Source organism: Fundidesulfovibrio sp. YSD1 (genome assembly GCF_055397115.1).
Genome location: NZ_AP043666.1, coordinates 1,813,553 through 1,826,651 on the forward strand (window position 1 = coordinate 1,813,553; position 13,099 = coordinate 1,826,651).

The 13,099-nt window shown below is 67.1% G+C and carries 14 protein-coding genes; 3 read left to right on the forward strand and 11 right to left on the reverse strand.

Going from position 1 to position 13,099, the window contains the following annotated elements:
- Positions 1-15: 15 nt before the first annotated feature.
- From nusB to ACZ5V4_RS08465, 3 genes are read right to left on the reverse strand one after another with little or no spacing between them, the layout of a single operon-like run.
- Entirely contained in the window at positions 16-492 is a 477-nt protein-coding gene (nusB, locus tag ACZ5V4_RS08455) for a transcription antitermination factor NusB (protein WP_464317742.1), read from the reverse strand.
- Positions 492-962: a 6,7-dimethyl-8-ribityllumazine synthase gene (ribH, locus tag ACZ5V4_RS08460; RefSeq protein ID WP_464317743.1), complete on the reverse strand. Its 471-nt coding sequence runs from the start codon at positions 960-962 to the stop codon at positions 492-494. Before ribH ends, nusB begins: the two co-directional genes overlap by 1 nt.
- A 10-nt stretch (positions 963-972) precedes the next feature.
- On the reverse strand, positions 973-2,190 hold the full coding sequence (locus ACZ5V4_RS08465) for a bifunctional 3,4-dihydroxy-2-butanone-4-phosphate synthase/GTP cyclohydrolase II (RefSeq protein WP_464317744.1): 1,218 nt from the start codon (positions 2,188-2,190) through the stop codon (positions 973-975).
- 342 nt (positions 2,191-2,532) lie between these two features.
- Here ACZ5V4_RS08465 and ACZ5V4_RS08470 point away from each other — a divergent pair, with 342 nt between their 5' ends.
- The gene (locus ACZ5V4_RS08470) at positions 2,533-4,779 is read left to right on the forward strand and encodes a PAS domain S-box protein (RefSeq protein ID WP_464317745.1); all 2,247 of its coding nucleotides are present in this window, start codon (positions 2,533-2,535) and stop codon (positions 4,777-4,779) included.
- A gap of 13 nt (positions 4,780-4,792) precedes the next feature.
- Here ACZ5V4_RS08470 and ACZ5V4_RS08475 read toward each other — a convergent pair whose 3' ends face one another.
- Positions 4,793-5,440 (reverse strand): riboflavin synthase, encoded by a 648-nt coding sequence (locus tag ACZ5V4_RS08475; protein ID WP_464317746.1) that lies wholly within the window; start codon positions 5,438-5,440, stop codon positions 4,793-4,795.
- Positions 5,441-5,786: 346 nt separating this feature from the next.
- On the opposite strand from ACZ5V4_RS08475, the gene ACZ5V4_RS08480 reads away from it, so the two are divergent.
- Positions 5,787-6,182, forward strand: coding sequence for a Ros/MucR family transcriptional regulator (locus ACZ5V4_RS08480; protein WP_464317747.1), 396 nt, complete (start codon positions 5,787-5,789; stop codon positions 6,180-6,182).
- Between the two features lie 145 nt (positions 6,183-6,327).
- Here ACZ5V4_RS08480 and ACZ5V4_RS08485 read toward each other — a convergent pair whose 3' ends face one another.
- The 5 genes from ACZ5V4_RS08485 to ACZ5V4_RS08505 all read right to left on the reverse strand — a co-directional run bounded on the left by ACZ5V4_RS08485 (position 6,328) and on the right by ACZ5V4_RS08505 (position 10,735).
- The gene (locus tag ACZ5V4_RS08485; protein ID WP_464317748.1) at positions 6,328-6,507 is read right to left on the reverse strand and encodes a hypothetical protein; all 180 of its coding nucleotides are present in this window, start codon (positions 6,505-6,507) and stop codon (positions 6,328-6,330) included.
- Between the two features lie 164 nt (positions 6,508-6,671).
- On the reverse strand, positions 6,672-7,073 hold the full coding sequence (locus ACZ5V4_RS08490; RefSeq protein ID WP_464317749.1) for a DUF669 domain-containing protein: 402 nt from the start codon (positions 7,071-7,073) through the stop codon (positions 6,672-6,674).
- A gap of 39 nt (positions 7,074-7,112) precedes the next feature.
- Positions 7,113-7,415, reverse strand: coding sequence for a hypothetical protein (locus ACZ5V4_RS08495; RefSeq protein WP_464317750.1), 303 nt, complete (start codon positions 7,413-7,415; stop codon positions 7,113-7,115).
- A gap of 832 nt (positions 7,416-8,247) precedes the next feature.
- Positions 8,248-8,994, reverse strand: coding sequence for a helix-turn-helix domain-containing protein (locus ACZ5V4_RS08500; RefSeq protein ID WP_464317751.1), 747 nt, complete (start codon positions 8,992-8,994; stop codon positions 8,248-8,250).
- Between the two features lie 373 nt (positions 8,995-9,367).
- The gene (locus tag ACZ5V4_RS08505) at positions 9,368-10,735 is read right to left on the reverse strand and encodes a sigma-54 interaction domain-containing protein (RefSeq protein ID WP_464317752.1); all 1,368 of its coding nucleotides are present in this window, start codon (positions 10,733-10,735) and stop codon (positions 9,368-9,370) included.
- A 262-nt stretch (positions 10,736-10,997) separates the two neighbouring features.
- On the opposite strand from ACZ5V4_RS08505, the gene ACZ5V4_RS08510 reads away from it, so the two are divergent.
- The gene (locus tag ACZ5V4_RS08510; protein WP_464317753.1) at positions 10,998-11,990 is read left to right on the forward strand and encodes an iron-sulfur cluster assembly scaffold protein; all 993 of its coding nucleotides are present in this window, start codon (positions 10,998-11,000) and stop codon (positions 11,988-11,990) included.
- 212 nt (positions 11,991-12,202) lie between these two features.
- Here the strand turns inward: ACZ5V4_RS08510 and ACZ5V4_RS08515 are convergent, their stop codons facing one another.
- Positions 12,203-12,400 (reverse strand): YwbE family protein, encoded by a 198-nt coding sequence (locus ACZ5V4_RS08515; protein WP_464317754.1) that lies wholly within the window; start codon positions 12,398-12,400, stop codon positions 12,203-12,205.
- The gene (locus ACZ5V4_RS08520) at positions 12,397-13,083 is read right to left on the reverse strand and encodes a TylF/MycF/NovP-related O-methyltransferase (protein ID WP_464317755.1); all 687 of its coding nucleotides are present in this window, start codon (positions 13,081-13,083) and stop codon (positions 12,397-12,399) included. The genes ACZ5V4_RS08515 and ACZ5V4_RS08520 overlap by 4 nt, the downstream gene beginning before the upstream one ends.
- Positions 13,084-13,099: the final 16 nt, after the last annotated feature.

Here is a 13,099-nt window from a genome sequence, read left to right on the forward strand (position 1 = left end):
CGTGGGGTGTCTTCTCTAGGTTCGGGAGAGGTCTTTCTTGATGGGGAAGCGGCCCTGGTCCACGGCCCTGGCAACGGCGTCCAGGATGCCGTTGACGAAGGACGGGGAGTTCTCGTCGCCGAACTCCTTGGCGAGCTCCACGGCCTCGTTGAGGGCCACGCGCAGGGGGATGTCCTCCACGCGCAGAATCTCGTAGAGGGCCAGGCGCAGGATGGTCAGCTCCACCTTGGCGATGCGGCCGATCTTCCAGTTCTGGCAGTGCTCCTGGATGAGCGCGTCCAACTCGGCGCGCGCGTTCCAGACCCCGGCCACCAGCTCGGACACGTAGGCCTGGGCCTGGTCCGCGCCTTCGAAGGAGTCGGGGTCGGCCGGGGCCTCGGCCACGGCCTTCTTCAGGGCGCGGTCGTTCACCGGGGGTTCGAAGCCGAAGCCGTAGAGCACCTGGAAGGCGCGCCGCCTGGCCCTGCGCCTGGGGGTCTGCGGTCCCGACACTAGAGCTGCTCCAGCACGCGCACGAGCTCAAGGGCGGCCGAAGCGGCCTCCACGCCCTTGTTGCCCGCCTTGGTTCCGGCGCGCTCGATGGCCTGCTCCAGGTTGTCCGTGGTCAAAAGGCCGAAGCCCACGGGCACGCCGTGCTCCAGGCTGACCTGGGCCAGGCCCTTGGTGCACTCGCCGGCCACGAAGTCGAAGTGCGGGGTGTGGCCGCGCACCACCGCGCCCAGGCAGATCACGGCCGCGTATTTGCCCGAGGCGGCCAGCTTCTTGGCGGCCAGGGGCATCTCGAAGGCTCCGGGCACTCGCACGATGGTCAGGTTCTCGCGTTCGGCCCCGTGGCGCAGCAGGTAGTCCACCGCGCCGCCCACCAGGCGGTCCACGATGGTGTCGTTGAAGCGGGCGGCCAGGATGGCGAAAGAGAGGCCCTTGGCGGTCATCTGGCCTTCGACGGTGCGGATGTGGTGCATGTTTCCTTCCTTACTTGTTCTCGAGGTTGAGCATGTGGCCCATCTTCTCTTTCTTGGTGAGCAGGTAGTCGATGTTCTGCTCGCAGGCGTTCATCTCGATGGGCACGCGCTCCACCACCTCGAGGCCGTAGCCTTCGAGGCCCACGATCTTCTTGGGGTTGTTGGTCATGAGCCGCATCTTGGTCACGCCCAGGGCAACGAGCATCTGCGCGCCGATGCCGTAGTCGCGCAGATCCGCCTTGAAGCCGAGCTTCACGTTGGCCTCGACGGTGTCGAGGCCCTGGTCCTGCAGGGCGTAAGCCTTGATCTTGTTGGCCAGGCCGATGCCCCGGCCCTCCTGGCGCATGTAGAGCACCACGCCCTTGCCCTCGCGGTCGATCATGCGCAGGGCCTGCTGGAGCTGGCCGCCGCAGTCGCAGCGTAGCGAGCCCAGCACGTCGCCGGTGAGGCACTCGGAGTGCACGCGCACCAGGGTGGGCTCGCCCGGGGTGATGTCGCCCTTGACGATGGCCACGTGGGTCTTGCTCTCGGGCCCGGCGGTCTCGAAGGCCATGACCTTGAAGCCCTCGCCGTAGCAGGTGGGCAGCTCGGCCTCGGCGGACTTGGTCACGGAGAGGTGGCCGAAGCGCATGCGGTAGCGGATCAGGTCCGCGATGGAGGCGATCTTCAGGCCGTGGGTCTTGGCGAACTCGATCAGGTCGGGCATGCGGGCCATGTTGCCGTCGTCGCGCATGATCTCGCAGATCACGGCGCAGGGCTTGAGCCCGGCCAGGCGTGCCAGGTCCACGCTGCCCTCGGTCTGGCCCGCGCGCACGAGCACGCCGCCTTCCTTGGCCCGCAGGGGGAAGATGTGGCCCGGGGAGACGATGTCCTCGGCCTTCACGTCGTCGGCAACGGCCGTGAGGATGGTGGTGGCCCGGTCGTAGGCGGAGATGCCCGTGGTCACGCCGCGGCGCGCCTCGATGGACACGGTGAATCCGGTCCCGAACTGGGACTGGTTCTGGTTGGTCATCATGGGCAGCTTGAGCTTGTCGATCCAGTCGGGCGACATGGGCAGGCAGATGAGTCCCCTGCCGTGGACGGCCATGAAGTTGATGATCTCCGGCGTGACCTTCTCGGCGGCGATGGTCAGGTCGCCTTCGTTCTCGCGGTCCTCGTCGTCCACCAGGATGATCATCTTACCCTGGCGGATCTCCTCGATGGCTTCTTCAGTGGTGCAAAGGGGCATGGGAAAATCCTCCTGAAGGCGGCCAGCCGGGGGCGGCCGCCGGAACACTTTGCAGTAGTGCGTAAACCGAAAAAGGGCAAGCAGGGGCCTACGAGAGGGCCGGCCCGCGCCGGGGCTGCCGGGAGGCGCTCCGGCCTCTCGCGGACTGCCGCGTCGCGGCCCGGGCCCGCTTGACTCTTTTCCTTTTATTGAGGACAATTGCAATGTTTCAGCGGTTGCGGTCGGCTTGGACATTGTTCCGGACGTTGTTTCGCGCTCCACACGAACCGCGCTACGGACGCCTTTCCCCTGCCGCCCCTCGCGGCACGGGCCGATCCAGCCTGACGCGCGTCCGGGAGGGGTATGCGGCTTTCCCTGATCGACGGCTCCATACGCCGCGCCCTGCTCATCCTCGTGTTCGCGTCCGTGCTCCCGGCGCTGGGCATCATCCTCTACTCCGGTGTGGAGAACCGCCTCCAGGACCTCGAAGGCGCGCGCGTCTCGGCCCTGCGCTTGGCCAATTCCATGGCCGACATCCAGGACCGCACCACCCAGAACATCCGCCTGCTGCTCTCCGCGCTCTCCAGGGCCCCCCAGGTCAAGAACCCCGCCTCCAGGGAGGCCGCCGAGCTGCTGGCCGGCGTGCGCGGGGCCGACCCCGTGCTCTCCATCTTCTTCCTCGCCGGGACCGACGGCAGGGTCCTGGCCGCCTCGCTGCCCTTCGAGCCCGCCACCGTGCAGGACCGGCCCTACTTCAAGGAAGCCATGGAGACGGGCCGGTTCACCGTGGGCGAATACCAGATCGGGCGCATCGTGAACGTGCCCGTGCTGCCCTTCGCCCAGCCCCTGGAGGACGCCTCCGGGCGCCCGCTCGCCGTGCTGGGCGCGGCCATCGCCCTGGACGCCTACGGCGAACTCTTCGGCAAGGCCGACCTGCCCAAGAATTCCGTGATCACCTTGGCGGACCGCAACGGCGTGCGCATCTGCCGCTTCCCCCTGGACCCCGCCGCCCGCGCGGGCCAGCCCCTGCCGCCCGAGCTGTGGGAGACCGTCTCACGGGCGGAGAAGCCGGGGACCACCGTGCAGGCCGGAGCCGACGGCGTGCGCCGCATCTACGGCTACACGCAGCTCAGGCTCTCGCCCGGGGAGCTGCCCTACATGCACATCCTGGTGGGCATCCCCGAGGAGGAAAGCCAGGCTGCGGCCAACGCCTCGCTGGTGCGCAACCTGGAGCTCCTGGCCCTGGCCACGCTTTTGGCCCTGGCCATCTCCTGGACGCTCTGGCGGCCCGTGCTCGGCAGGCGCATCGAGAGGCTGGTGGACGTGACCGGCAGGCTCGGCGCGGGCCAACTCTCGGCCAGGCTCGAGAACCCCGCCCGGCGCGGCGACCTGGGCAGCCTGGAGCGCAGCGTGAACGCCATGGCCGAGGCCCTGGCCCAGGCCGACGAGAAGCGCGGGCTCTACGAGAAGGCGCTCAAAAAGGCAGGGGAGGAGTTGGAGCTCAGGGTGCTCGCGCGCACGGCCGAGCTGCGCGACGCCAACCGCAGGCTCAAGTCCGAGATGTTCGAGCGCGGGCGCGCCGAGGAAGCCCTGCGCGAAAGCGAGCGCATGTACCGCTCGCTCTACGAGCAGGCCGCCGTGGGCATCTTCATCCTGGACACCCAAGGCTCCGTGGTGGACGCCAACCCGGCCGCGCTCTCGCTTCTGGGCTACACCCAGGAGGAGCTCACCGGGCTCCCCTACGCCTCCCTCATCCACCCGGACAACCTGGCGGCCACGCCGCTCAAGATCGAGGACGCGGTCTCGGGCGAGACGCTCATGGCCGAGCGCGTGTTCGTGGCCAAGACCGGGGAGCAGATCCCGGCCGACGTGGTCAACCGGTGCATCAACCGCAACCTGCTCCAGGTGGTCTTCAGCGACGCCACCCAGCGCAAGAAGCTCGAGCAGCTGCGCGAGGACGTGGAGCGCATCACCCGCCACGACCTGAAGACCCCGCTCATGGGCGTGGTGCACATGCCCAACCTGATGCTGCGCGACGAAAACCTCACGCCCAGGCAGCGCGAGATGCTGGAGATGGTCCGCGAGTCCGGCTACAGGATGCTGCGCACCATCAACATGTCCCTGGCGCTCTACAAGATGGAGTCCGGCACCTACGAATGCGACCGCGCGGAATTCGACCTGCTCGCGCTGACCAGGCGCGCCGTGGACGAATCCGGAAGCCTCGGGGGCGCGGTGGTGCGGGTGCTGCTGGACGGGGCCGAGCCCGGCCCCATGGACGTCTTCATGGTCCAGGGCGAGGAGCCCCTGTGCCTGACCATGCTCGAGAACCTGCTCAAGAACGCCGTGGAGGCCTCGCCCGAGGGCCGGGAGGTCCTGGTGCTCCTGGACGGGCGGGAACGCACGCTGACCGTGCGCAACATGGGCGAGGTGCCGCCGGGGATCAGGGAGCGCTTCTTCGAGAAGTATTCCACCCAGGGCAAGAAGTGGGGCACGGGGCTCGGGACCTACTCGGCCAGGCTCATCGCGGCCACCCACGGCTGGAGCCTGTCGCTGGACTGCTCCGTGCCCGGGCAGACCAGCGTCACCGTGCATTTCAAACCCCAGGAATGAGGCGGGGGCGTATCTAGAAACCGTGCATCTTGAGGAAGTCCTCGGTGATGTTCGAGGGCCTGGCCTTTTGCGCGTGCGGGGCGAGCATCCTGGCCACGTACTTGCCGATGATGTCGCATTCCATGTTCACGCCGCGCCCCGCGCTCCAGCCCGAGATCGTGGTCTCGGCCTGGGTCGCCGGGATGATGTTCACGCTCAGCCAGTCGTCCCCGCAGCCGTTCACCGTGAGGCTTATGCCGTCCAGGCACACCGAGCCCTTCTCCACCACGTAGACCCCGAACTGCGCGGGAAACGACAGGGTGTAGCGCGTTGATTCGCCCTCCGGCCTCGAGTTCTCCACCCGGGCCAGGCAGTCCACGTGGCCGCTCACCAGGTGGCCGCCAAGGCGGTCGCCCACGGCCAGGGCCCGCTCCAGGTTCACCTTCGAGCCCGTGGAGAGCGCGCCCAGGTTGGATTTGTCCAGCGTCTCGGCCGAGACGTAGGCGGAGAACGAATCGCCCGAGAAGCTCTCCACGGTCAGGCACACCCCGTTGACCGCGATGGACTCGCCCAGCACGACGTCCGGCAGCCTGAACAACGCGCCGATGGTCAGACGCATCTGCCCTCCGCGCCTTTCGAGCGCGTCCACCATGCCCATTCCCTGGACCAGTCCCGTGAACATCGGTTTCCCCCTTCGATTCCTGGGCGTCATTTGCCTCGCCGGAGCGCCTTTGTCAAAGCCCCGCGCCCGACGCAACGCGCCACCCAAGCCACGCAGATCGACGCCCTGTTGCGTTCCCGCCCCGCCCTTAAGCAAGCCCCTTTGCGCCTTACCCCCAACTTCTAGAAACACTGCGCATGATGCTCGCCGAAGAGCCCCGCAACAGCCGACCCGTGTATTGCACAACTACCGGCAACAAGACCGCAGTTCGAGACTTACGCAGAAAAGGTGCATTTCCGATATTTACATTGTTCCGCAGTTTCGTGTATCGGGTCGAGACACCACCCGCCGTTGCGAGGAGAACCACATGGACGACTATCTCAAGGAAGCATTGGAAATTGTCAAAGCCCAGGCGAGCGTCCGCAACATGACCGAGGAGGAAATCACCTCCATGGTCAAGAAGGTCGCCGAAGGAATTCGCGGCATCAGCGAAGGCGTCGCCGTTGTTGAGGAAGGCGCCGCCCCCACCGCGGACCCCAAGAAGGCCATCAAGGAAAAGTCCGTCACCTGCCTGGAGTGCGGCAAGACTTTCAAGATCCTCACCAAGAAGCACCTTGCCACCCACAGCCTGACCGCCGACGAGTACAGGGCCAAGTACGGCTACAAGAAAGGCACGCCCCTGGTGAGCAAGTCGCTGCAGCGCGAGCGCCGCACCAAGATGAAAGACATGAAGCTCTGGGAAAAGCGCAAGAAGAACAAATAAGCGCCGACGCACCACCCCGGCGCTTTCCACCACCCGCAGCACCGCCCCCCTGGCCCGACCGCCACGGGGGCGGTGTTGTTTCCGGGGCGTTCGCGGCGCGGCGGACCGGGTTCGCCGCGCCGTCCGGGAAAGCCCCGGGCGGGCCTCAGCCCGCCCGGCCGGCCGGGGCCTGGCCCGTGCCGGAGGCCTTCACGGTTATCACCTCGCAGGTCTCGAACAGGTGGCGGCACCCGCTGTTGCGGCACCAGCGCACGCGCGTGACCGTGTCCTGCAGCTTGTCCGTCTCCACGACCCTCGTGTCCTTGCCGCACACCGGGCACCACATGGCCTCGCCTCCTTTTCCCGCCCCGACGGGGCGTCGCAACGATCAAACACCAGTCTTCACCGGGCGTCGCCCGCCGAAAACGCGCGTGCGTCTTCCGGGGCCTGGATACCCGCCTCGCCGGGCGGTCCCCGCTGAAACCCTCCATCCGTAGCGAGTCCGCAGCGCTAGCGTCCCTGCGCCGCAGCCCCGGCGGGCCTGTAGGCCTTCACCAGGTTGCGCGGGGGCAGCGCCCCGGTCTCGTCGGTCTCCAGGAGCACCTTGGCCACGAAGCGCATCCCGTGCAGCTCGTCGGAGTCGTGCAGGAAATTGGGGTTGGGGTGGCCCGCGCGAAGGGCCAGGGTCTTCAGCCTGCAAAGCCCGGCCTCATGGTCCAGGAGCATGGCGTCCAGGAGCCTGCGCCCGCCATGGGGACCGCCCAGCACGTCGTAGATGAACTTGAGGAGCGGCCTGCCCGATTTCGAGCGTATGAGCAGGCTGTCCGCCACGCGGCACTCGTAGTCGCCGGGGGGCAGCGGCTCCGAGAGCCCCGGCTGGACCGCTTCGAGATTGACGTCGATGATGGCCATGTGCACCTCGCTTCCGTTGGTTGTCTGTGTCGCCCGCCCTCAGGCCCCTGCCGCGGCGGCCCTGGGATATCCTGGGGCCGGAGCCAAGCTTGCCGGATAGTCCGCCCCCGCGCTCCTCGCGAGGGCGCGCAGGTGGGCCCGCTCGGCGCCCAGCCTGTCCAGGGCCTGCCCGGAGGCCTCGAAGCGCGCGCAGCGGCCCGAGGCCGACGTCCGGCAGGGAGCCAGGCCGTGCACGAGCACCACGGGGTCGTTGCCCAGGTGATCCGTGATCTCGGCGCAGAAGCCCACGAGCCCGTCACGGCTGTCCCAGTGGACGCAATCGGCGCAGTTCGGATCGATCATGCCGCCCGCCCCCGGCGGGGCGCCCCTGGCCGGGCCAGCGGGAAGACCTCGCGGATCATGCCTGGACTCCTTGAGAAGGATGGGCCGGGACGGTCCCTGGCGTTTGCCGTCCCGGCCCTGGTGAATGCCGCGTGGCTGCCTGCGCCCCCGTGGAGTTGCGGGGGGCCGGGTGCGTGTCCCCTCACCGGCCTTGGGACCGTCCTGTCTGGACGGACATTGTACGCACAACGCGTCGGGTTCTGCGGCCGCCGGTTTGCGGCCTTCCCTCGCTCCCGCCTGTCCCGCTTTATTGGGCTTGGGGGCGTCTTGCGCCTTGGGCCTTCCGGTACCGGCCTCCCCGCGCTTGCCGCATTCCCGTGCGCATGCGTCGGCCCGAATCTATTCTTTTTCGTATTTTTGTCAACACCGCTTTTACTTATTAGAATACGAGAAAAAATGCTGTATTGATTAGACTTAGCCTTCGTAAGCCTCGCAACCACTCGCTTTCTAGAATTGAATATAGCTGACTGCAAACGAAAAAGAATATTGAGGCAAGGACAGCACCTGCCCGCAGGCCCTGCTGCCGTTCCGGCGGTACAGGCTCACCCGAGGCAACCGTGCATGGAAGGAGCAGCCCTCCGAGACGAAAAGGCATGCGGGATCGCCGGGTGGCCCAGGAAGACATGAGGAAGAAGACCGTCGGCGCGGGACGCGCACGAGGCGCGGGGGAGCCGGGCGCAGGGGGCGGGCGCCCGGGACGGGAGACCCCGGCCGCCCTGGGCGTGGGGGCGCGGCGCGCGGCCCCGGTCCGCCTGTCGCGTTTTGCCTCGAGCCGGCCAGGGAGGATTCCGGGCTACTTGCGCGTCATGTCCGACCAGGCCCAGACCACCCGGCCCACGATGGCCCGGCGCAGGTCGCCCTGGTAGTCGCTCTCCAGGCTGTGCACCGAGGGCGGGTAGGAGCGCTTGTCCGGGTTGTCGGAGATGAAGGTGATCAGGGTCTGGCCGTCCTTGCGGCTGGTGTACACGCGCTTGATGGCCACCTCGGCGTCGGGGCCGGGCTCGCGCACGAGAAAGATGGAGCCGTCGGGCTCGGGCCGGAAGTCGTCGCGGTCGATGAGCACGATGTCCAGCGGGTGCAGGGTGGGCACCATGGATTCCTGGCCCTTGCCCACCTCCACGGCCACCAGGTTCACCCGGTAGCGGATGGAGGACTGGTCCTTCATGGCCAGCACCCAGCCGCGCACGGCGTCCTCGGCGATGAGCCCGGGGCCCGCGGCCACGGCCCCCTGTGCCAGGGGCACGGCCATGTAGTTCTCGGCCGTGGGCTGGCCCGAGGATTCGGTGACGCCGCTGGAACGGCGGTTGGCCACGAAGACCACGTTCTTGGTGGTGTCGCGCTCCTCGTCGGGGAACGAGACCCTGGCCCCGAGGGCCTCCAGGATGCGGGCCACGGTGTCGAAGCGCGGCACCGCCTTGCCGGACAGGAACTTGGAGATGTTGGGCTGCCCCACCCCGGCCTTCTCGGCCAGCGCCGAGGGGCCTCCATGATCGCGGGCGAGCCTGGCGATGCCCTGCCTCACTTTTTCGAACATGCTCATGGGCGTGCTTCCTTGCTGGGGATGCTTAAATGGAGTATACACTCCTGGTCACTTTCAAACAGGAATATATCCCTGGCAGACCTGGAGCCATCCGCCGTCGCCTATCATGGAAAGCACTTGTAAAGCAAATCTCTTCAATTGCAACCAAAAACATGACAGGATGGCCGGACCACGGCCCGCTCCAAGGGTCGGGGCGAGACGCGCGAAGAAGCCCGGCCATGAAAAGGCAGCCCCAGGCGGACGGCGCCGCCCCCTTTCCCACACTCCGGACTCTCCACCGTCTCCGCCTTAAGGAACGCAAAAAGCGCCCTGCGGCGTTTTTTTTCGCAAGGCGCTTTTCAGCTTCCCCTCAAGGAATCACCGGTACGGACGATTATTTCGTTCCGGCGCTTTCCCGGACGAGATTTTCGTCCGTTTCGACCAGCCTGAGGATTTTGCGCAAGGTGTCCTTGGAAATGCCGAGCTCCCGGCAGGCCGCGTTGCGGTTGCCCTGGTTGCGCTTCACGGCCTTGACCGCCGCCTGGTAGCGCACCTCGTCCATGGTCATGGGGCCGTCCGCCGGGGCGTGGTTCACGGCCGGGCGCAGGTGGCGCGGCAGGTTCTCCACCTGGATGAGCCCGCCCGGGCAGAGGATGCTCGCGTATTCGAGGACGTTCTCGAGCTCGCGGATGTTACCCGGGAACGCGTAGCGGCTGAGTATCCCCATGACCTCGCGCGAGACGCCCCGGATGTCCTTGCCGTGGGCCACGCGGCGGTTCTTGAGCGCGTGCTCCACCAGGAGCGGGATGTCCTGCCTGCGCTCGCGCAGGGGCGGCAGGTTCAGCTGCACCACGTTCAATCTGTAGTAGAGGTCGCCCCGGAAGGAGCCCTCCTCCACCATGCGCGCCAGGTCGCGGTTGGTGGCCGCGACGATGCGCACGTCCGCGGCCACGCCCTCCACGCCGCCCAGGGGTTCGAACACGCGCTCCTGGAGCACGCGCAGGATCTTCGATTGCAGCGAGAGCGGCAGGTCGCCGATCTCGTCTAAAAGCAGGGTGCCGCCCTCGGCCAGATGGAAGCGGCCGGGCTTGTCCTTGCGGGCGTCCGTGAAGGCCCCGGCCTTGTAGCCGAACAGCTCGGACTCCATGAGTTGCGCGGGCAGGGCGCCGCAGTTCACGGCCACGAAGGGCCCGTGCCTGCGCCCCGAGAGGTTGTGGATGGCCCGGGAGAAGAGTTCCTTGCCGGTGCCCGACTCCCCGAGCAGCAGCACGGTGGCGTCGCTCTCGGCGATCTGGGGAAGGATGCGTACGATCTCGGCCAGCTGCGGGTCGCGCGTGCAGAACTCGCGCGGCGAGCTCCATCCGCCCAGGGCCTGGTCCTCGCCCACGCCGGTGAGGTCGCGCAGGGTCTCAATCCCGCCGATGATCCGGCCCTTGTGGTCCTTGAGCGGGGCGGCGCTCACGCTCACGTGCACGGGCTGCCCGTCGCCGCGCGTGATGGTCATCACCCGGTGGGCGATGCGCCGGTCCTCCTCCATGCAGGCCCGCAGCACGCAGGCCTGCTTGCAGTCCTTGGTCTGGAAAACGTCCCAGCACTTCTCGCCCAGCGCCTCGGAGCAGGCGATGCCCGTGATCTCCTCGGCTGCGCGGTTGAAATAGGTGATGGACCAGTCCCTATCAATCGTGAATACGCCGTCCGCAACACTGTCCATGATGAACGAACACATGGACGTGCAGGGAAACGGCTTCCCCAACGTCTTCATCATCGCCCCTTTGACGGCCACTCTTTCCCTTGTCTGCCCGGCCCAAATCTACCCTTCCGGGCTGGCGCGGTCAACCGCCCGGACGAATTTCTCGTCCGGCGCGCGCCAGCCGTTTCCGCATTTTTTTGATAACATATTAGAATAAAATAACAAACTATGTTGGCCCGTTTTATGCTCCTTTTTTCACAAACGGGGCGTGGGCGCGTCCCGGAAAACAATCCCCTTGGGTGGCCGGGCAGCTACCTGAATAGGAGGAAGGAAAATGGAACTCATCTTTACCATATCGGGTCGCAGATGCGATCTTTCGTTGCATCCGGTTTCCGCCAAGACCGTGGAACGCATCCAGGCTCTCGGCAGCAAGTTCTACACCAAGAAGTACATCCACTGGTGGCGCAACGGCAACACCAGCACCTGCGGCATGAAGCTCGACGACGAGTGCTCCGTGCGCGTGAGCCTGGACGGCTCGAGCGTGCCCTACGCCACGGAGCGCATGGCCGACGGCGCGGTGCTCCTGCGCCGCCGCCACTACCTCGAGAGCAAGGCGCGCTACCTGGCCCTCCTGGGCTACGACGACGAGTACTGCCACATGGTCTGGAAGTGGAGCAACGTGGAGGACTACGACCCCTCGGGCTTCGACTTCTTCGTGCACCGCTGGGACCGCATCCTGGGCGAGCAGGACTTCCTGATCCTCGACGACGTGCGCTACAAGGGCGCTTTCGCGGACGAGCAGGACTGGGGCGGCAGTTGCGGCTTCAGCCTGGTGGACCCCAGGGTCATCGACCTCGAGGAGGTCCGCCGCGAGCTTGGCATCGAGTCCCCGGCCGCAGCGCCGATGGAAACTCCGGCCCAGGCCCCCGAGGTGGCCGCCAGCGCGTCCAGGCCCGCGCCCGTCGACCTGGCCCCGTCCTGCGAGATCAACCCGCAGAACTTCGTCATCCCCGTGTCGGTCCCCAACGCGGTGGGCCAGCACGGCTGCACCACCTGCAAGAACTCCATCCGCGTGGAGCTGCGCATCGAGAACGAGGTGGTGGTCCAGGCCGGAGGCGAGGCCGCCGGATGCGAGTACAGCAAGCAGTGCCTGGCCGCGCTGGCCAAGCTGGTCACGGGCAGGTCCGTCTACGACTGCTACCCCGTGAGCAACGAGGACATCCGGCCCCTCTTGCCCAAGGTGTTCCCCAAGCTCGACTGCGACACCTTCACTGTCGGAGCCATGAAGATCGCGCTGCGCAACTGGGAAAAGAGAAACGCCGCATAGTCCGCCCCACGCCCCTCCCTTCCGGCGGCCCCGCTCCCCCCGCACACCTTGCGGGGCCGCCGGAGGGGAATCAGGCAGGCGGACCCAGATACCTCCCGCCAGGGCCTCGGGTCGGGTCAGCCGCCCCACCGACCTTCCCGAGCACCCAAACGCCGCCCCGGACGATCCCGTCCGGGGCGGTCCTCTTTCGGCCGCCGGCGGGGATTGAGGCTTCAGCCGCGCAGGATCTCGCGCACGCGCCCGACCTGGCCGTCGGCCAGGCGCACCTTGATGCCGCGCGTGTGCACCGGGGCCTTGGTCAGGATGTCCTTCACCACGCCCTCGGTGGCCTTGCCCGTGCGCTGGTCCTTCTTGAGCACCACCAGCACGCGCAGGCCCGGCCGGATGTCGGCCCGTTTCGTGGGGTTCAATGGATCACCACCCCGAGCTTGCCCAGGTTCTCGCGCGCGGCCAGCACGGTCCATTCCCGGCCGCAGCAGCGCGCGTACTGGTAGAGGGCCGCGAAATCGTCGCGGGGGTTGAAGTCGTCGAAGACAACCACCGTGCCGCGCCTGATGATCGGGTCCAGGGTCATGAGCACGTACATGGTGGAGGAGTAAAGGTCCGCGTCCATGTGCAGCACCAGCTGGTTGCGCGGCTCGAAGGTGGAGAGGAAGGGCACGAGCGACTTGTTGAACCAGCCTTTGACGAAGCCCACGCGCGGGTCGTCGATCACCGGGGCCTCGCCGCCGGTGGTGAACGCGCCCTTCTCGCGCTGGCCGCTGGCCCAGTCCTCGGGCAGGCCCTCGAAGCTGTCGAAGCCGTAGAAGCGCGACTGCGGATTGGTGTTGATGGAGGTCCACTTGCGCATGCTGTCGCCCTGGAACACGCCGAACTCCAGGTAGTCCATGGGCCTGTTCTTCACGGCCAGGTCGTGCACGGCCCTGTAGAGGACGTCGCGGCGCTCGTACTCGTAGGAGAGGAGATCCAAGCCCTGGACCTTGGCGGGCATGGTCTTGCTGAAGAGCAGGTCGTAATAGCCCTGCTCCCACACGCCGACGTCGCCGCAGAGAAGCAGCTTCACGGCGGCCTGGATGTGTTCCTGGGAGAACATGGACGCTCCTTGCGGC